Source organism: Ruegeria sp. C10 (assembly GCF_056537805.1).
In genome coordinates this window covers 256,485-276,464 of the sequence record NZ_JBQFSC010000001.1, presented here as the reverse complement: position 1 = coordinate 276,464, position 19,980 = coordinate 256,485, and the positions used below count along the sequence as shown (strand labels likewise).

Here is a 19,980-nt window from a genome sequence, read left to right as displayed (position 1 = left end):
TTTTTTTGGACCCGCATCTTGATAAACCGATGTCGTGCCAGAACATTAAACTCGTAAAGAATATGGTTACTTTTTTACCGCACTTTCTCCTGTAACGCAAAATGCGGGCAGCAAGCTCCACGATTAACTGACTGGAAATTTGTTGCTTATCTCAGAGTTGAAATCAGGAGCTTTAGCGGGATGAGGGCATGGTTGTCGGTTGTGATAGCCACTATTATTTTGGCGGGCTGCAGTCAGGATTTACAGGGAACCAAGTCCTTTGATCCCGGGGCGACACCAGCCCCCGCTCCCTTATCGGGGGGGAATAATCTGAAGGGAAATGTCGCACGCACTGAATTCGCTGAGTTGGTGCGAAGGTCTGTCGCGACATCGCCCACCACCGCAGCCGGAGCCGCCAGCGTTTTGGCTTCGAAATCCCGCATTGATGCCGAGCAAGGCGCGTTCCTGCCGCAGATCGAGGCCGAGACATCCCTGACGTCCGATGGGGATACAGTACCGATCCTGCGGCTTAGCCAGATCATCTATGATGGTGGCAAAGTCTCGGGTCGTGTGGGTTTGCGTCAGATTGAAGCCCGGCAGACCTGGTTAAACGAATTGTCAGAGCTGAGCGCGCTGAGCTTCGAGGCCATCGAGACCATAATTGATCTGGATCGAAATCGCCGCCTCGAAGAACAAGCCCAGCAGAATCTGGATCGTACGGACGTTTTGGTCAGCGACCTCCAGTCCCGTTTTGATGCCGGGGCCGGATCGGTGGCAGATTTGCTGGCGGGGCAGGGGCGGAAGTCTAACGCCGAGACAGAATTAGCGCAGGCTCAGACGGATGTGGAACTGGCGACGGCAACATGGGTCGAAGTCTTCGGAACGCGACCCGATATAATTCCGACCATCCCCCCCGCACCCATTCTGGCAGCGGCCACCTCGCAGCAAATGGTTGCACGCAGCCCGCGTCTGCGTACTCAGGTCGCCTTCAGTCAAGTGCGTGCGCAAGAGGTTGTGGTTGCCGAACGAGCGACCCGCCCAACACTCTCTGCGATTCTTGAGACAGATTTCGACCAGGGCAGTATCGACGACGGTGTGCAGGCCCGATTGGGTGTAACGGTCCCGATTTACCAAGGGGGATCCGCGCGCGCCAATGTCGAAACCGCAAGGGCGAATCTTCAACAAAGCCGGGCTGATGAAGAAGAATTGCGGCGCGAGTTGCAACGTAATCTCTCCCAGGCCTTGGAAGAGACCAATTCAATCCAGCGACGGCTCGCCACAGCCCGGCGCGCTGTCGAGATCAATGAGCAAGCGCTGGATGCAGCTCGTGGACAGTTTGATATCGGGCGCAGCACGCTGGTACAGATATTGGATGCGTTGCGCGAGTTGAATCTTGCGCAGGTTCGGGTGATCCAGCTTGAGGCCCAGGCACGTCGTGCAGAATATGCCGTGCTGGCGGTCACGGGCGATATCCTGGACGCGTTGGGTGTTGCACAGCCGACCGATCCAACCTTGTGATATCCGTCATGAACCCGACTGCGACTATCCCGCTGAATACGCACCTCCGACTTCTGACAGAGCATTTGGGTCTTGGGTTGTCCGAGGTGGATATCTTTCGGGTGTTCTAGGGCGATGAAGTCGCCTAGGCCGTCAGCGCAGTGGAAGCGGTGGGCTACAGTCAGGTTTTGGGAAAGCGCGGTTACTCAAACTGGACCTGTACTTGTTTCTGGTCCTGGCGTTTGCCCCAGATGTTCAACCTTTAGTGGTTCTGGATCGAGAAGACACCGACGCTTTCTTGCGATCGATGTCAGCACCGGATTCAGCGAACCTCAGATCTGGCGGCGACAGGAAACACGACTGCGCAAGACGCGCAGGATATTGCGCGCATAATGCTCGCGCCGTTCGGACGAGGACCGCTCTGCCCCGCAAGGCCAATGGTTTTGGTCTGCGTTCAGCGATCTGCGCGTGGTCTACATTCAGAATATGTTGGCCGCGATGGTGATAAGTGTGCTTGGGCCGACGACGTCGCTGTTCACCATGGTCGTTCATGACCCCAATCTGCCAAACGAAGTGGTTGATAGCTTACTGGCTCTGGTCGTCGGAGTTGGCCTTGCACTGTTGTTCGATTTCCTGATCAAGAAATTGCGGACACGGTTCATCGATGCAGCGGGAAAACGGGCGGACCTGAAGATCACCGAGCGGCTGTTCAATCAGTTGATGGCGCTTATAATGAAAGCCCGGGGCGGGCAGAATGGACGCATGGCCTCGATCCTTCAGGACTTTGAAGTCGTGAGGGATTTCTTTACGTCTGCCTCGCTGGTTGCTTTGGTCGATCTGCCCTTCCCGTTCGTATTCGTGGCGTGATCTAGGCGATTGGCAGGCCGCGACAGGCGATTGCGATCGCGTCGCGAGCGAGACTTGAGGCTCAGATATCCGGACAAGAATTTGATCTTCCCGACCGTACAGGTGTGGAGGCGGCGTTTCTGGAGGAATAGATTGGCGTGATCCAACCTCTGGTCGAGCGCGGCATCGAAAGTCCGCTGGCGATGATTGACTTGCGCCGGCAGCTTAGCCGCCAAATTGGACAGCTTAGAGAGGCCGGTAGCCGAATACTGATGACTTTGTTGGAACGATGAGCGGAGAACTCTGTCTGATTTCAGCCTGGCCAGAACCAACTCCCAACCAGGCTGTTGATTGAGTCAAAGGCACTCAGACAGTGTTTTGGCCAGATTGCGGATGAGTTGCGGGTACAGATTTACTCCGGGTTCCAGATCAGATCCCAGCGGGTCCATGATGCCGGTTTTAGCTTCGGTGCCGTCGAGAACGGTTGCGACAATTCCGGGGTTGAACTGGGGTTCAGCCATGACACAATCCACACCTTCGTCGCGGATACGCCCCTGAATTTCGGCGATCCTTGCCGGGCTTGGATCGGTCGCATCGCTGAGGGAAATTGCACCCGAGGCCGGGAAGCCAAAGGCATCTTCGAAATATTGATAGGCATCGTGGAACACGATGAAGCTGCCACCTTTGACCGGCGCCAGCGTTTCGGCCACTTCCGCAGACAAAGCAGCCATTTCTTCACGCGCAGCTGCCGCATTTGCAAAATAAGCACCTGCGTTGTCTGGGTCAGCCGAAGAAAGCTGCGCCGCGATCGTTTTCAGCCAGATTTCTGCGTTGACCGGAGAGAGCCAGGCGTGCGGATCATGTTCGCCATGCGCGTGGCCCTCATGGTCGTCATGTCCGGCGTGGTCCTCATTATCATCGTGGTCATGCTCATCCGCATGCTCTTCGTCATGATTATGATCATCATGCTCTTTGTCCTCGGCATGATCCTCGTGATCGTGGTCATCGTCTTTTGCATGATCGTCGTGGTCGTCGTGATCATGACCATCATCCTCAGCATGGTCGTGATCGTCATGATTGTCATCCCCATGATCTTCGTCGTCGCCATGGTCATGCGCTTCGAACAAAGCACTTTCACGGAAATCGAGCAGAACCGTTCCGTCCGACTCAAGCAACACCGTAACAGTCGCCCCGTCGCTGAGCGTCTCGACAGCGCCTTCCATCCACGGGGTCAGGTCCTCGCCAATCCAGAATACCAGATCTGCCTCTTGCAGTGCGGCTGCTTCTGACGGACGAAGTTTGTATTCGTGTGGCGAGGCACCGGGCTGCACTATCAATTCAGGCGTTCCTACCCCCTCCATCACCCGGGCCACGAGTGAGTGAACGGGTGCGATGTCAACCGCAACCTTGGGTGCATCCGCCATGGCGGTTCCGCCCATCAATGCAGCGGTAATCGATAGTGGGAGCAGCTTTCTGGACATCAGACCCTCTGTGTGATTTTATAACGTTACGAGCGGCATATATGATATGGTATAACATGACAAGTGAGATGCACTCCATTTCGGTTGGTGAAGATGCGCCGGTAGGATTTCAGGAGCATGATCACAAGAATTGCGTCGAAACGGCGTTGGCCACAGCGGATGCTCGGTGCAGGGAAGAAGGGTTGCGGCTAACCCCTGTGCGGCGAAAAGTTCTTGAAATGCTGTTGCAAGATCACAAGTCGCTTGGGGCTTACGCTATACTTGATCGTTTGCGCGAAGCCGGTTTTGGCTCGCAGCCGCCGGTGGCTTATCGCGCGCTGGATTTTCTGGTCCAGTACGGGTTCGTCCATAAGATTGAACGTTTGAACGCCTTTGTGGCCTGCTCTCATCCCGGAGAGGTCCATTCCCCGGCCTTCATGATCTGCAGAAAATGCGACGCTGTCGCCGAAGCTCAGTCGGCACCGTCCAATGGCGTCCTCGGCGCAGCCGCGCGCGCGGCGGGTTTCGAAATCGAACGAACCGTTGTAGAAGCCGAGGGACTCTGCCCAGACTGCACCGAGAAGGCGTAGACATGACCCTGATCACCGTTGAGAACCTCAGCGTGCGTTATGGCGCGAATACCGTTCTGCGCCATGTCGGTATGACGATCGAGGCTGGTGAAATCGTCACGATCGTTGGTCCAAACGGATCGGGCAAGACCAGCCTGTTGCGTGCCATTATCGGCGCGACCAAGCCTGCGGAAGGTAAGGTTACACTGAAGCCTGGGCTAAAAATCGGGTATGTCCCCCAAAAACTTCACATTGATCCGACCCTGCCGATATCAGTGGAAAGATTCATGCGTCTGACGGATCGTGTCTCTAGGCTTCAATGTACAGAAGCGCTTGAAACTGCTGGGGTGCCGGATCTGCTAAAGCGCCAAATGTCGCAATTGTCAGGCGGACAGTTTCAGCGCGTCTTGCTGGCGCGGGCGTTGATCAATCGGCCCGACGTTCTGCTTTTGGACGAAGCCACTCAGGGTCTCGACCAACCGGGGTCTGCGGCGTTTTATCGTCAGATCGAAGAGGTCCGGCGTGAATCCGGATGCGCCATATTGATGATAAGCCATGAATTGCACGTGGTCATGAGCGCGTCGGACAGGGTGATCTGCCTCAATGGTCATGTGTGCTGCCAAGGGTCCCCCGCAGTCGTAGCCTCGGCCCCGGAATATCGGGCCCTGTTCGGAACGGGTACCGGAGGCGCACTGGCCCTCTATCGCCATGATCACGACCATGATCACGATCACGATCACGGTCATTGTGAAACCTCTCAGGAAGCCGCAGAATAATGCTGGATGATTTCATGACGCGCGCGACGCTTGCAGGTGTTGGCGTTGCTTTTGCTGCGGCACCACTGGGGTGTTTTGTTGTCTGGCGTCGAATGGCCTATTTCGGGGATGCCACCGCCCATGCGGCAATCTTGGGTGTCGCTTTGTCGCTGACGTTTCAGTTGTCCGTCTTTACTGGGGCGCTAGCTGTTGCGCTTGCAATGGCACTTACCGTGACACTGTTGTCCGGACGTGGCTACGCGATGGATACACTGCTGGGTGTTCTAGCACATTCTGCACTTGCCTTCGGTCTAGTCGCCGTATCGTTCCTGTCCGGTGTTCGCATCGACCTGATGGCCTATCTCTTCGGTGATATTCTGGCGGTGTCACGCACCGATCTGGTTGTGATCTGGGGGGGCGCAGCGCTTGTCGTGGCCCTGATCGTATGGCGCTGGTCGCAGCTATTGACAGCGACCATGAATGAAGAGCTGGCCTATGCCAGCGGCTTTGACCCCAAGCGAGAGCAGTTGATCCTGACGCTGTCTCTGGCAGTTACAGTGGCCGTGGCGATAAAGGTCGTAGGTGTTCTACTGATTGCTGCAATGCTGATCATCCCGGCGGCGGCTGCGCGCAGTTTGGCCAGATCTCCGGAAGCGATGGCATTGATTGCGGCGGCGATTGGCGCATTCTCCGCAATCGCCGGGCTACGGGCTGCTTACATGTTTGATACGCCTGCAGGGCCATCCATTGTTTGTGTTGCTGCAGTAGTGTTTGCATGTTTCAGCCTGATCGGATGGCAAACGCGGCGCGGAACCTAGGGCATCTGCGAAGATCAATGCGGTCGCGTCGACACGGTCACGAATTCAATTTCGTCTGACAGGATGTCCCGCACCCCATGTGGGAGCTTGGCGTCGAAGCTGAGCGTGTCACCTTCTGACATCTCGAACTCTTCGGTCCCACAGCCATAGATGGCACTGCCTTCAATCATGTAGATGAAGACGTAGCCTTCGTGCTGATAGTTAGGCAACTTGCGTTGGTCTTGTTTTGAGATGCGGATGCGTGCGGATTGGAATGACCCGCTAGGCCCGCTATGTTTGCCGAGCAGTAGATAGTCATGGGCATGGTCTGGTGTGATACGCCGCGACGGCAACCCGGTTCCCGCCTGAACGTGATGCACATCCGAGGTCGTGTCGGTATGGCTGAACATCGCCATCAGAGAGACAGATAGTGCATCTGCCAACGCGTGCAAGGTACTAAGGGACGGCGAAACATGACCATTTTCGATTCGGCTGATCATGGGCGCGGAAACCTTTGACTGCGCAGCAAGTTCGGTCACCGTGAGCTGACGTTCCTGTCGCAAACGCTGCAGGGTGCGCCCGATCTCAAGTTCTGGTTCTGTTTTCTTGTCCTGCATCGGGCCGCTTTGACATTCCTTCTTCCAGTTAAAGTAGCTGTGGCCTGAATTGCAGGATAGTAAAAGTGTGTTCTGACAAAAAACAAGCTTAGCTGAGCGATTGGCGCAAAACTGCGCCAATGCGATGAAGGCAGCGGTGTTTTGAACTTATTTTCCTTTCCAGACCGGATCACGCTTTTCAGCGAAGGCCTTTGCGCCTTCAAGCTGATCCTCGCTGGAATAGAGGATATCGACGGTGCGCAGCTGGCGCTTGGTGATGCGGTTCATGGCGTCCTGAAATTTGCTGTCTTCAGCTTCGCGCACGACCTCTTTGATCGCAGCATAAACCAGCGGAGGACCCGAGGCGAGCAGACGCGCCAATTCCCAGGCACGATCCATCAGTTGATCGGCGGGCAGGACTTCATTGACCAAGCCCCAGCGCTGACCTTCTTCGGCATCGAACCAGCGTCCAGTCAGCAATAGCTCCATCGCGATGTGGTAGGGAATGCGTTTGGGTAGCTTGACGCTCGCCGCATCTGCAACGGTTCCGGATCGAATCTCAGGCAGGGCAAAAGTTGCGTGTTCAGCGGCCAGGATCATATCGGCTGAAATCGCAAGCTCGAGCCCGCCACCACAGGCAATACCATTGATGGCCGCGATGACCGGTTTGTTCAGATCGCGTAACTCCTGCAAACCGCCAAAGCCACCGACACCATAATCTCCATCTACGGCATCGCCTTCGGCGGCTGCCTTCAGGTCCCAGCCAGGGCAAAAGAATTTATCACCTGCTCCGGTCAAGATCGCGACGCGCAGTTCGGGATCATCGCGAAACTCGGCAAATACCTGCCCCATGATGCGGCTGGTAGCTAGATCGATTGCATTGGCTTTTGGCCGATCCAGCGTCACTTCGAGAATTGCGCCGTCACGGCGGGTCTTGATCGGGTCCATTTCTCAGGCCTTTCTGATGAGCGCATCCACCGCCACCGCCCGGGTGGGCGTGCAGAGAAGCGGGTTGATTTCGACCTCGCCGAGCGTTTCGGCATTTTGCATTACATAGTCTTGAACGGCCTGAATGGCGGCAACGATTTCATCCATATCAGCCGCTGGTTGGCCGCGATAGCCTGACAGCAGCGGCGCGACTTTCAACTCGCCCAGTGCCGCGCGAATACTGCTGGACGTTGCCGGGATCAAAAGCGAGGTGGTGTCGCGCAGTATTTCGGTCAGGACACCTCCGGCACCCAGAGTCAGCACAAAGCCGTGGGCAGGATCCCGCACGACGCCGACGAGTATTTCTGCCACCGCACCTGTGATCATCTCTTCGATCAGAATCTCTTCGGTTCCAATATCCGCTGCTACACCCGCCACATCGGCAGCCTGTACCCCCAGCCGTACAGCGGAATGTTCAGACTTGTGGGCAAGGCCGACACCTTTGACGGCAAAGGGCGCTTCCATCTCGCGCGTCGCGCTTAGGGCTTCTTCGGCGCCTCGGACAGACCTGTTCTGAGGAATGCGCAAACCATGCGCGGCCAGAGCCTGCTTCGCCTCGGCTTCGGTCAGCGTCTGCGTGGCATCTAATGTGCCCGGCAGGCAGATTGGCGTGTCCGAAGGCGCGGCGACTTGAGCCGCCGCGCGTGTAGCGGCAAGCGCTTCACGAAGGCCAATGAAGGGAACTACACCGCCTTCTACCAGGGATTGCGCAGTGTTTTCAGGGAACAATTCGGGCAGTGTAGAAACCACTGCGAAGCGCGCGCCCGTTTCTGCCCGCACCTTTAGTGCCGTGCGTGTCGCGGCAGCCCAATCCGTTGGATCGGTGGTCGGGTAGTCGACGATCGAGAAGGTCAGATCCAGGTCGTCGCCTGTCATCCCGGCCCAAGCTTTCGCCATCGCATCTTCATCGCGCCAGATATAGGTGTGGTAATCGAGTGGATTGCTTAGTGCGACCATCGGACCAAGCGCATCGCGCAATCGGGTTTGCTTATCTCTGGACAGTTCTGGAAATCTGAGGCCAGTGCCGATCGCCATATCTGCGATCAGGCTGGCCTCGCCGCCCGAGCAGCTGATCGAAGCAATGTTGCCCCCCGGCAAAGGCCCATAACAATGCAACAATTTCAGGGTTTCCAGAAACTCGGGCAGCGAGGACAGGCGCGGGATGCCCAGCCGGTTTAGCAAAGCCTGCGCACCCGCATCACTCCCAGCCAGTGAGGCGGTATGAGAAACTGTTGCTGCCTGCGCCTGTTCGGATGCGCCCACCTTAAGTGCGATCAGAGGCACGCCTTTCCGATGTGCCTTGGCAGCAAGGGCCTCCCATTCGCGGATATCCTTGAAGCCCTCGATATGTAAACCGACGGCAGTGACCCGTGGATCATCGATCAGCGACATGGCGATCTCAGCCTGACTGGTCTGCGCCATGTTCCCGCAAGTCACCATATAGGCAATCGGCAGAGCTCGTTTCTGCATAGTCAGGTTGATCGAGATGTTGGAGCTCTGGGTCAGAATGGCAACGCCTCGATCTACTCGAGCAGCTCCATGCTGATCGGGCCACAATAGCGCACCATCAAGCGCATTTATAAAGCCATAGCAGTTCGGCCCAAGAATGGGCATGCTGCCTGCAGTATTGATCAACTCTGATTGCAGATCTCCTCCTGCCTGATCCTCGGCTGCAGCTTCCGAGAAGCCAGAGGCAAAGCAAACTGCGCCGCCGCTGCCCATGTCTGACAGAACCTGAACTGCCTCAACGGTGGCGTGACGGTTGATGCCAACAAAGGCCGCGTCCGGGGACGATGGCAGGTCTTCAATCCGTGCGTAGGCCTTGTGCCCGGCAATTTCATCCGCCTTGGGATGGACAGGCCAGATTTTCCCTGCGTAGTCCATGCGTTCCGATTGCAGGATAACCTGCTTGCACCACGCGCCGCCGCCGATCACCGCGATGGATTCCGGGCGTAGAAGACGGGAGATATCCTTGCTCATTCGGGCCTCAGGCACCCAGAGGCCGCAGCAGATCACGACTGATGATATGCCGCTGGATTTCACTCGTACCATCCCAGATACGTTCTACGCGCGCATCCCGCCAGAACCGTTCGATCGGGAAGTCGTCCATCAGACCCATGCCACCATAGATTTGCAGCGTCGTATCCGTGACCTTAGCCAGCATTTCCGAAGCATAAAGCTTGGCCGAGGCGATCTCGCGATTTGAGGGCAAGTCCTGATCCAGACGCCATGCGGCCGCGAGCGTCAGCCAGTCAGCAGCGTCGATCTCGGTGATCATGTCGGCGATCTGAAAGCCGACACCCTGAAACTTACCGATCGGCTGGCCGAATTGCTTGCGTTCAGCCGCGTAGTTCAGCGCATAATCAAAACAGCGCCGCGCGCGCCCGACCGAAAAAGCAGCAACCGTCAGGCGCGTTGCATAGAGCCACTCGTTCATCACGGCGAAACCGCCATCGACCTCGCCCAGAACCTGTGCGTCGGGCAGGCGGCAATTGTCAAAATACAGGATATAGTTCTTGTAGCCTTTATGGCTGACTGAGTTGTACCCCTCGCGCACTTCAAAACCCGGCGTACCACGATCTACGAGGAAGGTAGTGATCCGTTTTTTGGGGCCTTTGGGAGTTTCATCCACACCTGTTGCGATGAACACGATGAAGAAATCCGCGTGCTCCGCGCCCGAGATGAAGTGTTTCGAACCGTTGACGACCCAGTCACCGCCATCGCGTACGGCCTGACATTTCATGCCCCGAACATCTGAACCCGCGTCAGGTTCGGTCATAGCCAGAGCATCCATCTTTTCGCCACGCACGGCAGGCAAAAGATAGCGTTCACTCTGGTCAGCGTTGCAGGCCATCAGGATATTCTGCGGGCGACCGAAGAAATGGGTCAATGCCATCGAACCTCGGCCGAGCTCGCGTTCGACAAGAGTGAAATCAAGATGCGAGAGACCTGCGCCACCAACTTCTTCGGGGAAGTTACAGGCATAAAAGCCCAGTTCGATGCATTTCCGCTTGATTTCGTCGCCCAGCTCCTGCGGCACCTGTCCGGTGCGTTCGACCTCAGCTTCGTAGGGGTAAATCTCGTTCTCAACAAAGCTCCGCACTGTTGAGACGATCATTTCCTGTTCTTCGGTTAAGCCAAATTGCATGACGCGTTCCCTTGATGTCTGATTGGCAATGAAACGTAATTGCCTGACACGATGACATGCAGTAATCGTACGATATCATGCCGAGTTAGAAAAATTTGACCCAGATATATAACTTTTTGCTGTTCAACGGGTTCTCGAACCTTTGCCTCGCCAACATGGTCGAGCCTCTGCGCGCGGCGAATACACTGGCGGGGCAGGATCTCTATGCCTGGCAGTTTTATTCACCCCATGGTGCGCCAGTCCAAAGCTCCAGCGGGTTGCAGGTCGCGCCTCATGGAGCGATGGGCATTGAGGCGGGTGATGCTTTGGTTATCATGCCGTCTTATGGGTATCTGGAACACTCGGTTCCCGATACTCATCGCGCTTTGCGCAGGGCCGCGACCCGTCATCGCAAACTGGCTGGTCTGGACACAGGGAGTTGGTTGCTCGCGCGCGCGGGACTGTTGGAAGGGCATCGCGCGACCATTCACTGGGATGAACTTTCCCGGTTCGAAGAAACTTTTACCGATGTCGAGGTCGTGCAGGAACGTTTTGTGATCGACCGGGACCGGATCACCTGCTCAGGCGCGATGGCTGCTTATGATCTGGCGACTGCGCTGATTCTTGCGGATCACGGGCCGCTGTTGTCGATGGAGGTGGCGCATCTTCTGATGAACCGTGGTGAACCAAGTGCTGCTTCACCACAGATGAAATCCGAAGACAGGCTGGTGAATCGGGTGCTGGGCGTCATGCAGGGCACGTTGGATGCGCCAGTAATGATAAAGGATATCGCTCGTCAGCTCGGGTGCTCTCAAAAGAAGATTGAGACCCGGGTTTTGTCCGAGCTGGGTGTAACACCGCAGGCGCTCTATCGTCGCCTGCGTCTGAATTTGGCGCGTAAACTTGCGGTCGAGACCCAGCAGTCCGTGGCCGAGATCGCCAGCCGCTGCGGGTATGAGAACCCAAGCGCAATGACGCGGGCGTTCCGGATGCAATTCGGGCAGACACCAACAGCCTATCGAAACGGGGAGTAACTTTGGGATTAGCCTCGCACGCGTGAGAGGTCCGGGTCATACGGGGACGGCGCAATCACCTCGGCCGCGATCATTTCTCCGCACAGGTCAAGTTGCATTCGGCTGCCGGGTTCGGAAAATTCCGGATTCACAAAGCCGTAAGCAAGGTTTAGCCCTGTTCTGTGGCCCCAGTCACCTGACGTGATTGTGCCAATAAACATGTCGTCCAACATCAGGGAGGCTCCACCATGCGCCGGTGCTTTGGTTGCATCGATTTTCAGGCTTACCAGTTTCTTCTTCGGACCGCTCTCAAGGCGTCTCTGCAACGCATTTCGGCCAATGAAATCGCCTTTGGTCAGTTTCACGAACCGATTCAAACCGGTCTCAAACGGGTCGAACTCTGTGAGCAGATCGGCTTTCCAGTGCAAGAACCCTTTCTCCATCCGCATGGACTCGACGGCGCGAGCACCAAATAATTTCAAGTCATGCGTCTCGCCAGCTTTTCTGAGCGCCAGATAGGTCGCGTATAGTGAGGCGTTCGGGACATGTATCTCGTAGGCCAGTTCCCCTGAGAAGCTGATATTCAATACAGTTGCTGGCGCGAACCCGACAAAGCACTCGCGAACTGACAGCCAGGGAAAAGCTTCTCGCGACCAGTCTCCTCGAGCACAAGCGGACAGCACGTCGCGCGATTTGGGTCCGGCCAGCACTAATATTGTCTGATCATTGGTGAGTGAGCGGATTTGCACATCTTCGCCATCATGCAGATGCGCCTTTAGCCAGTCCATATCATGGTATTCGCTGGCGGCGGCGGACCCGTACCAGACCCGTGCCGGGCCGCGATCACTCGCGGGAAGGTTGGCGATGGTGGCCTCGGCTTTGACCATCCCGTGGTGGTTCAGCAGATAACCAAGGCCGACCCGCCCGTCGCGTTTTGTCACCGCGCCGCACATCATCCGATCCAGAAACCGATGCCGATCGGTTCCAGTGATTTCCAGCCGGTTGAAGCCGTTCACTTCGGCCAGTCCGACATTTTCTTGAAGGTTTCTGATTTCCGCTGCCACGACGTCAAAGGTCTCATCAAAACTGAAACTCAGCGTTGGGTGAAAATCTGGTGCAGGCTTGATGTAGTCGACCCGCTCCCAACCGTTGACCACTGTAAATTCAGCCCCTTCTGCTGCGAGGATCGGGGTCAGCGGTGTGGTTTTGGCGGGGCGACCGGCAGGCCGGTGTTCGTGCGGGAAATGAAAGCGGAATTCATTCTGGTAATCTTCGATGGCTTTCAGCGCGGTCAGCTCCACATTTGTGTGGCCGGTAAACCGACGCGGATCAAGGCACCACGTGTCATAACAGGCCTCGCCGTGAACGATCTGTTGGGCCAGCAGCCAGCCATGGCCACCCCCTTCGCCCAAACCCGCGCGCAGACCGATGATGCAGAAAGCATTGCGCTTTCCGGGGATTGGCCCGACCAAAGGTGCGCCGTCAATTGTGTAGGTGATCGGACCATTCACCACTGTATGAATACCGACATCCATCAGTGCAGGCATGCGTGCGAAGGCACCTTCCAGCACATCCGTCACGCGGTCCAGATCGTCAGGGCACAGCGCGTTCACAAAATTCGGATCGATCCCGTCCATGCCCCAGGTTTTGCAATCCTGCTCGTAGAAGCCGACCAGCAAGCCGTTCTTCTCCTGCCGACAATAATAGTCGCTGATCGGACAGCGCAGCAGGGGCATCCGATGGCCTGCGTCGCGGATCGCTTCGATTTCTTCTGTCAGAAAATACTGATGCTCCATCGAAGCGACAGGGTGGTGCACGCCCATCATCGCGCCCACTTCGTTGACCCGATAACCACAAGCGTTAACTACGATATCGCAATCAATATCGCCGTGTTCCGTGCGAACCGTCCAGGTATCGTCCTTGTGCTGTGTCAGTCCTGTGACCGGAGTATTGCGATAAACCTCGGCCCCGGCTTTGCGCGCACGGCGCGCCAGAGCTTGGCACAGTTGAGCCGGATCGATGTCGCCATCTAACGGATCCCATAGCCCACCGAGAAGGTTGTCGGTGGAAATCAACGGGTGCCGGCGGGCGCATTCCACTGCATCTATGACCTCGAAATGCACATCCATTCCGCGCGCCATAGACGCAAAATGGTGGTACCCCTGCATCTGCTCAGGCGTATTTGCAAGCCGGATGCCGCCGTCACCGTGATGGTAGTTGATAGGATAGTCCGGATCCTCGGCCAGTTCCTTGTACAGGTTGATCGAGTGGGTCTTCAGACCAACCATGGTCTGGTTCATGCCAAAATTGGTCACCTGCGCGGCCGAATGCCAAGTTGTGCCGCTGGTCAACTCATCGCGCTCGACCAGCACCACATCGGACCAACCTTCACGGGTCAAGTGATACAGAGTCGAGCAGCCGGCGATACCGCCGCCAATGACGACCACTTTAGTGCGCGATTTCATCAAGGACCCTCCGGTACGTAGTTTTTGGGGATTAGCCTGTTCTGTCAGTTGGTTCACAAGCGGCTGGATATTGTTACGTAAAAAATCGAAAATAAAAGCTCATTAACTCGTAGTAATTCGAATGCGGTTGAAATTGGCTTTAGACGTTTAGTTGAATTGATCAACCTGATGCGGTTGGAGGATCACAAATGGCTGCGCCGCAGGCGAAAAGGTCCGGTCGAAAAGGACGTATCGCACAGCGGGCTGAAAAGCCTGCGCTCGACCCCTGTCCGCCAGGTCAACCGGGAGGCACTTACAAACCCTTGACTGGGGTTGAGCTTGAGCGGATTTACAACACAGCTCTGGATCTTCTTGAGAAGCTGGGGATCGGCGAGGTGCCGGATCGTTTGCGTTCTGATTTGTTGGCGGTTGGGGCGCAAGATAGCGGGGAGGGGAGGATACTTTTTTCGCCTCAACTTGTGGAACAGGCGATTGATCAGGCCGCCAAGACCTTCGTTCTGCACGGGCGTGATCCAGCCCGATCCATCGAAGTTGGCGGTAATCGCGTCTATTTCGGAACCGGAGGGGCGGCGGTTCAGACGCTTGATCTGCGCAGTGGTCGCTATCGGCCTTCAACCTTGCAGGACTTGCATGATTTCACGCGTCTTCAAGATGTCTTGCCAAATGTCAGCTGGTTCACCCGCTGTTGCGTTGCAACCGATCTGGAGGAAACCTTCGATCTGGATGTGAACACCGTCTATGCGCTGTTGAAGAATACCTCCAAGCCCACCGCGACGTCATTTACATTGGCGCAGCACGTTGCGCCAATTGTTGAGATATTGGATATCGCAGCCGGGGGACCCGGTGAATTCGCAAAACGCCCGTTCATGAAAGCACATATAAGCCCGGTGATCTCGCCGATGCGCTACGGCGAAGACGCGGTGGATGTGGTCTACGCCTGCATCGAACACAATATTCCGATTTCTTGCATCACCGCTGCTCAGGCCGGCGCGACTGCACCAGCGACCTTGGCTGGTTTTCTGGCGCAGTCATTGGCAGAAACTCTTGCGAGTCTAGTAATGGTCCACGCGATCCAGCCCGGGTTTCCTATGGTCTTTTCGAATTGGCCACTGGTGATTGACCTTCGGACCGGCGCGTTCTCAGGTGGCAGCGGAGAGACGGCTGTCCTGAATGCAGCATCAGCACAATTATCAAATTGGCTTGGGCTGCCTTCAGGTGTGGCCTGTTCGATGTCTGATGCCAAGGCGATCGACGCTCAATACGGGATGGAAAAGGGACTGACCTCAATGGCGGCAGCGCTGGCAGGTGGTAATCTGATCTATGAAAGCTCGGGCATGACGGCCTCGTTGCTGGGTGCAAGTTTTGAGGCGTTCGTGCTGGATGATGAGATGCACTCGTACACCTACCGCGCTTTGAGGGGCATAGAGGTGACACACGAGAATCTGGGCTTTGACGCGATCTGCGAAGCAGTTCTGGGCGAGGGCCATTTTCTGGGTGGTCAGCATACTTTTGCGGCCATGGAACGGGATTACTTTTATCCCTCACTCGCAGACAGGGACGAGCCGCGAACCTGGGCAGAAAACGGAGCGCAAGATGCCTGGAGCCGCGCGCGACATCGGGCGCAAGAAATTTTGCAGACCCATACGCCAAGATACCTGTCAGACGAACAGGATCGGCAAATCCGAGATCGCTTCAACATTCTTTGAAGGCTGATCCAGTGCTATTCGATAAGTTTGAAACTATCCGTCAGCCACGGGGTATCATCGCGCAGTGGTGAAATGATGCGGTCATTGATCAGTGATCGGGTTTTGGCATCCACAAGCTCAATCACTGATCTTGAACAATCCGGCGTCGCGACCAGCGCCAGTGTGCGTGCAAAGCTCTTGCCCGGAAACGGGTGCATGCACAGCTTTGATTGGAACCGCTTTGCCCGAGAATACAGCAGCGGCGTCGTGATGGTCCAACCCGCACCGGAGGACACCATCGACATCAACGTCTGATTGTTGCTGCATTCAAACCTGTGAGAGGACGAAATCCCCATCCGGCGTAATTGGGACTCGATCTGGCGCGCGATGATCAGATTGCTGGAATATCGTAGAAACGGCAATTTAGTTCGACCCTCAACAATGTCTTGCAAAGACTTGTCACTCACCGCAGGCAAAACGATCACAAATGGATCGCGCAGAAGGGGGCGATCCTGCAGATCGCGCATACGTTCGCTAGGAGTAGTGGAAATCCCCAGATCCAACTGCCTGTCGCGCAGCATGTCGATAATCGCGTGGCTGGAATCCGTGTGGTACATGAAATCACAGGCGGGCATATTCGCGAATAGATAGACCGCCAGCTCTGGAATTATGTCGCTGTCGAAGTCTTCGATCGTGCCGAAACGCAGATAGCTGGCCTCGGTGATGCTTCCTGCAGACGCTTCGGCCTTGGCCTTTCGGATCAGGTGCAGCGCATCGTCGATATTGCGCAGGAAGACCCGGCCCTTTGGGGTCAGAACCATGGGTCTGCGGGTGTGGTTGAACAGCTCAACGCCCAGATGGTCTTCGAGATTGCGCAGGTGATGGGAAACGGTGCTTATCGTCAGCCCTGTTTCCTTTGAGGCCGCCTGCAGCGACCCTTTCTGCGCGCATATCTGAAACAGTTCCAGCCATTTGAGGCTGAGGTCTTTCGGAGTAGACTGACGCGGCATTCCGGTGCTTTCGTGAGATCAGGGCATTCCCGGCAAATCTACGCAGATAATGAGAGCTTTGATATCAGAATCTTGGAATTCTGGCTCAATTGCCGAGCACTCAGGTTTCAGAGCTTTCCAAAAAGCCGCGCGCGGTCTGTGCAGCATCCGCGATATGGCTTTCGACTGCTTTTCGGGCTTTGGCAGGATCACCACTGAGGATGGCATCATGGATTGCAGTCATGTGGCTCATCCCAGAACGCTCTCGATTCCGCGCTGCGAGGGTCAAGGCCCGCAGGCGGCTGATCCGGCCGTTCAGACGTTGCACGACATCCCAGGCGATGCTGTGCCCAGCCTGTAGAAAAATCAGTTCATAGAAGCGAGTTGTGGCCTGTAGCAGATTTGACCATTCGGTGTCATTCTGCGCCGCGCCCACTGCTTTCAATGCCTTGCCCAGATCGTTTGCGAAACCTGTCTCATGCGCTTGTGCACAGGCGGCGGCGGCTGAGCCTTCTAGCTGTAAGCGGATGTCATAGATTTGCTGCGCTTGGTCCCAGCTGAGGGTCGAGACGATTGGCCCGCGGTTGGGGATAATCTCAACCAAACCTTCGGCTTCCAGAAACCGGATCGTCTCGCGGATGACGGTGCGGCTGACACCAAGCTGATCGCAAAGCGGGCGTTCAACAAGCCGCTCACCGGGGGCAAAATGCCCGGCGATGATCGCTTCGCGCAGGCGGGCTTGCACGATATCCCGCAAGGTTTGCGGTGCTTTTTCGATCTTTTGCAGGGTGGAGTCGGTGTTCATCATCGACGCTTTCATATCTGTGGTACGGATCCGGAACAAGTATGATTGACATATCGTATTATGGTATACCATATTCTCGACCAAAGGCTTGCCAAAGGAATCACCATGTCCGCCGAAATTCGAAAAACGCTTCTGCATGTCGAAGACACTCTGATCGAGGGTGGTAAGTTGGCGGACACTCCGCTGAAGCTAATTGCCGCAATAGCTGTCATTCGGAACCCTTGGGCTGGTCAGGGTTTTGTCGAAGATCTTGGCCCCGCGATCCGCGATTGCGCCCCCGGATTGGGGGAGTTGCTGACCAAAATGATTTTGGATGCTTCAGGTGGCGGCGACCGGGTCGAAGCCTATGGAAAATCCGCGATTGTGGGCTTGAACGGAGAGGTCGAGCATGCGTCGGCCCTGATCCACACGCTGCATTTTGGCAATCATTATCGCAAAGCAGTCGGCGCGAAATCCTACCTTTCCTTCTGCAATACGCGCGGCCCTGCCAATGCGCCGCTGCTGATCCCCTTGATGGACAAACATGATGGGGGTCGTCGCTCTCACTACCTTACGATCCAGACTTCGGTCGCAGATGCACCTGCGGCAGATGAGATTCTGATTGCACTGGGTGCATCGATTGGAGGGCGGCCGCACCACCGGATCGGGGATCGCTATCAGGACATCGAGGAACTTGGTCATGACGTTGACAACCCTGCAGCTGTCTAACTCGGGCCGATCAGTCGCGTTCAGAGAGGCGGGCGAAGGGCAACCGGTCTTTATGATCCATGGCGTTGGCATGCAATCTGCGGCCTGGGGCCCTCAGTTTGACACGCTGAGCCAGCATTGCCGTATAATTGCGGTTGATCTGCCGGGGCATGGAGGCAGTGACCGTCTGTCATCTGGAAGCCAATTGCCGGATTTTGTTGGCTGGATGCATGATGTTGTCGACGCATTGAATCTGGCTCCGGTCGCAATCATCGGGCATTCAATGGGGGCTCTGATTGCCGCCGGCTTTGCGGCGGAGCACCCCGACATCACTAGCCGTGTTGCTATGTTGAACGGCGTCTTCTGTCGCGATGCCTCAGCCCGCGCCGCAGTCATCCAACGGGCCGCTGAAATCAGCGCGGGTCGAGTTGATCTGGAAACGCCGTTGTCGCGCTGGTTTGGTGACAGTCCGGGTGATCTGGCTGCCCGTGCGCAGGTGGCGTCGTGGCTTGGGTCTGTGGATCAACGAGGCTACGCCATCGCCTATTCCGCTTTTGCGCGGGGCGATGCCACCTACGCCAGCAAGATGAATCGGATTTCATGCCCGTTTCTGGCGCTCACCGGCGACGGAGACTCGAACTCAACCCCGGCTATGTCACAAGCTATGGCCGCAGCAGTTCAAAACGGTCGGGCCGTTGTGATCCAAGGCCACCGACATATGGTGAACTTGACAGCACCCGATGAAGTAACAGCGCATCTGGTTGAATGGCTCGGCCAGCCCGCCGAAGAAAGGATTGCGCAATGACCTCACTTGATCCCCGCACGCTGCGAAATGCATTTGGAGCGTTCATGACGGGCGTCACCGTGGTTACGTCGCATGATACCCAAGGTAACCCGATCGGGTTTACCGCGAACTCGTTCACATCCGTCTCACTAGACCCGCCGCTTGTGCTGGTTTGTCTCGCCAACAGTTCAAAGAACTATGACGCATTGATTGCCGCAGACGGGTTTGCCGTCAATATCCTGTCAGAGACACAGATCGAGGTATCCAATACCTTTGCCCGGCCCGTCGAAGACCGGTTTGCCAGCGTCGAGTGGCGGCGTGGACCTGCGGGATCGCCGTTGATCGATGGGTCGTCGGCCTGGTTTGACTGCGCTATGCACAAAACCGTCGAAGCGGGGGATCATGTGATCCTGATCGGCGAGGTCAAAGCCTTCGACAATACTCCGGCACCCGGTCTCGGATATGTCAGGGGGGCCTATGTAACACCATCAACAGCTGCTGGTGCCTTGATGCAGGACACCGGCCTGATCGTCTCAGCCTTGATCGAACGCGCAGGTGAGGTTCTGTTGATCGATGCTGGTGACGGCGCGCTTGCACCGCCCGAGGCAGTGGTTGGGTCAGAAGGTGTTTCAGCGGCATTGGAACAATTGATTGAGGCCACCGGGCTGACCGCAGAGCCTGGCTTTGTTTATTCGGTTTACGAGGATGCAGAGAAAAAGCGTCAACACATCGCGTTTCTGTGTCAGGCCGCAGATGGTGAGCCGAAGAAAGGTAATTTCGTCCCGCTGGATGTCGTATCCTTTGGCACTGTAACCGACACGGCGACCCGAACCATGCTGGAACGATTGTCCGAGGAATCCCGTCTGGGAGATTTTGGCATTTACTACGGAAACAAGAACAGCGGCGAGGTTCGCCCGATTACACGAGGAGGTCACTGAC

Annotated in this window: 18 protein-coding genes; 10 read left to right on the top strand and 8 right to left on the bottom strand. The window is 56.3% G+C overall.

What is annotated here, in order from left to right; translation table 11 throughout:
* Positions 1–402 precede the first annotated feature (402 nt).
* Positions 403–1,497 (top strand): TolC family protein, encoded by a 1,095-nt coding sequence (locus ACR0DE_RS01295; protein WP_480751260.1) that lies wholly within the window; start codon positions 403–405, stop codon positions 1,495–1,497.
* Positions 1,498–1,944: 447 nt separating this feature from the next.
* Positions 1,945–2,343 carry a 6TM ABC transporter family protein gene (locus tag ACR0DE_RS01290; RefSeq protein WP_170422901.1) on the top strand — a complete coding sequence of 133 codons (399 nt, stop codon included), beginning with the start codon at positions 1,945–1,947 and terminating at the stop codon, positions 2,341–2,343.
* A gap of 335 nt (positions 2,344–2,678) precedes the next feature.
* On the opposite strand, the gene ACR0DE_RS01285 is transcribed toward ACR0DE_RS01290, so the two are convergent.
* The gene (locus ACR0DE_RS01285) at positions 2,679–3,803 is read right to left on the bottom strand and encodes a zinc ABC transporter substrate-binding protein (RefSeq protein WP_480751256.1); all 1,125 of its coding nucleotides are present in this window, start codon (positions 3,801–3,803) and stop codon (positions 2,679–2,681) included.
* Between the two features lie 56 nt (positions 3,804–3,859).
* Between ACR0DE_RS01285 and ACR0DE_RS01280 the strand changes: the two genes are divergently transcribed.
* From ACR0DE_RS01280 to ACR0DE_RS01270, 3 genes are read left to right on the top strand one after another with little or no spacing between them, the layout of a single operon-like run.
* Complete coding sequence (locus tag ACR0DE_RS01280; RefSeq protein ID WP_170801717.1) at positions 3,860–4,372, top strand: Fur family transcriptional regulator; 513 nt, start codon at positions 3,860–3,862, stop codon at positions 4,370–4,372.
* Positions 4,373–4,374: 2 nt separating this feature from the next.
* Positions 4,375–5,127, top strand: coding sequence for a metal ABC transporter ATP-binding protein (locus ACR0DE_RS01275; RefSeq protein ID WP_480751250.1), 753 nt, complete (start codon positions 4,375–4,377; stop codon positions 5,125–5,127).
* Positions 5,127–5,924: a metal ABC transporter permease gene (locus ACR0DE_RS01270; protein WP_170596216.1), complete on the top strand. Its 798-nt coding sequence runs from the start codon at positions 5,127–5,129 to the stop codon at positions 5,922–5,924. The genes ACR0DE_RS01275 and ACR0DE_RS01270 overlap by 1 nt, the downstream gene beginning before the upstream one ends.
* Positions 5,925–5,938: 14 nt before the next feature.
* Here the strand turns inward: ACR0DE_RS01270 and ACR0DE_RS01265 are convergent, their stop codons facing one another.
* The 4 genes from ACR0DE_RS01265 to ACR0DE_RS01250 form a co-directional block, all read right to left on the bottom strand.
* Entirely contained in the window at positions 5,939–6,520 is a 582-nt protein-coding gene (locus ACR0DE_RS01265; RefSeq protein WP_170561599.1) for an XRE family transcriptional regulator, read from the bottom strand.
* A 147-nt stretch (positions 6,521–6,667) separates the two neighbouring features.
* Positions 6,668–7,447: a carnitinyl-CoA dehydratase gene (locus tag ACR0DE_RS01260; RefSeq protein WP_170407705.1), complete on the bottom strand. Its 780-nt coding sequence runs from the start codon at positions 7,445–7,447 to the stop codon at positions 6,668–6,670.
* 3 nt (positions 7,448–7,450) lie between these two features.
* Complete coding sequence (locus tag ACR0DE_RS01255) at positions 7,451–9,466, bottom strand: acetate--CoA ligase family protein (protein ID WP_480751247.1); 2,016 nt, start codon at positions 9,464–9,466, stop codon at positions 7,451–7,453.
* A gap of 7 nt (positions 9,467–9,473) precedes the next feature.
* Positions 9,474–10,634 carry an acyl-CoA dehydrogenase family protein gene (locus ACR0DE_RS01250; protein WP_480751244.1) on the bottom strand — a complete coding sequence of 387 codons (1,161 nt, stop codon included), beginning with the start codon at positions 10,632–10,634 and terminating at the stop codon, positions 9,474–9,476.
* Between the two features lie 95 nt (positions 10,635–10,729).
* Here ACR0DE_RS01250 and ACR0DE_RS01245 point away from each other — a divergent pair, with 95 nt between their 5' ends.
* Positions 10,730–11,647, top strand: coding sequence for a GlxA family transcriptional regulator (locus ACR0DE_RS01245; protein ID WP_480751242.1), 918 nt, complete (start codon positions 10,730–10,732; stop codon positions 11,645–11,647).
* An 8-nt stretch (positions 11,648–11,655) separates the two neighbouring features.
* Here ACR0DE_RS01245 and ACR0DE_RS01240 read toward each other — a convergent pair whose 3' ends face one another.
* Positions 11,656–14,091, bottom strand: a complete 2,436-nt coding sequence (locus ACR0DE_RS01240; RefSeq protein ID WP_480751240.1) for a GcvT family protein — start codon at positions 14,089–14,091, stop codon at positions 11,656–11,658.
* Positions 14,092–14,279: 188 nt separating this feature from the next.
* On the opposite strand from ACR0DE_RS01240, the gene ACR0DE_RS01235 reads away from it, so the two are divergent.
* Positions 14,280–15,797 (top strand): trimethylamine methyltransferase family protein, encoded by a 1,518-nt coding sequence (locus ACR0DE_RS01235; RefSeq protein WP_170561577.1) that lies wholly within the window; start codon positions 14,280–14,282, stop codon positions 15,795–15,797.
* A 14-nt stretch (positions 15,798–15,811) separates the two neighbouring features.
* Here the strand turns inward: ACR0DE_RS01235 and ACR0DE_RS01230 are convergent, their stop codons facing one another.
* Entirely contained in the window at positions 15,812–16,786 is a 975-nt protein-coding gene (locus tag ACR0DE_RS01230) for a LysR family transcriptional regulator (protein WP_170422881.1), read from the bottom strand.
* Positions 16,787–16,886: 100 nt separating this feature from the next.
* Positions 16,887–17,573, bottom strand: coding sequence for a GntR family transcriptional regulator (locus tag ACR0DE_RS01225; protein ID WP_170422879.1), 687 nt, complete (start codon positions 17,571–17,573; stop codon positions 16,887–16,889).
* A gap of 102 nt (positions 17,574–17,675) precedes the next feature.
* On the opposite strand from ACR0DE_RS01225, the gene ACR0DE_RS01220 reads away from it, so the two are divergent.
* From ACR0DE_RS01220 to ACR0DE_RS01210, 3 genes are read left to right on the top strand one after another with little or no spacing between them, the layout of a single operon-like run.
* Positions 17,676–18,278 carry an amino acid synthesis family protein gene (locus ACR0DE_RS01220; RefSeq protein ID WP_170394379.1) on the top strand — a complete coding sequence of 201 codons (603 nt, stop codon included), beginning with the start codon at positions 17,676–17,678 and terminating at the stop codon, positions 18,276–18,278.
* Positions 18,250–19,062 (top strand): alpha/beta fold hydrolase, encoded by an 813-nt coding sequence (locus ACR0DE_RS01215; RefSeq protein ID WP_223118489.1) that lies wholly within the window; start codon positions 18,250–18,252, stop codon positions 19,060–19,062. Before ACR0DE_RS01220 ends, ACR0DE_RS01215 begins: the two co-directional genes overlap by 29 nt.
* Positions 19,059–19,979, top strand: a complete 921-nt coding sequence (locus ACR0DE_RS01210; protein WP_170596195.1) for a flavin reductase — start codon at positions 19,059–19,061, stop codon at positions 19,977–19,979. The genes ACR0DE_RS01215 and ACR0DE_RS01210 overlap by 4 nt, the downstream gene beginning before the upstream one ends.
* Position 19,980 lies beyond the last annotated feature (1 nt).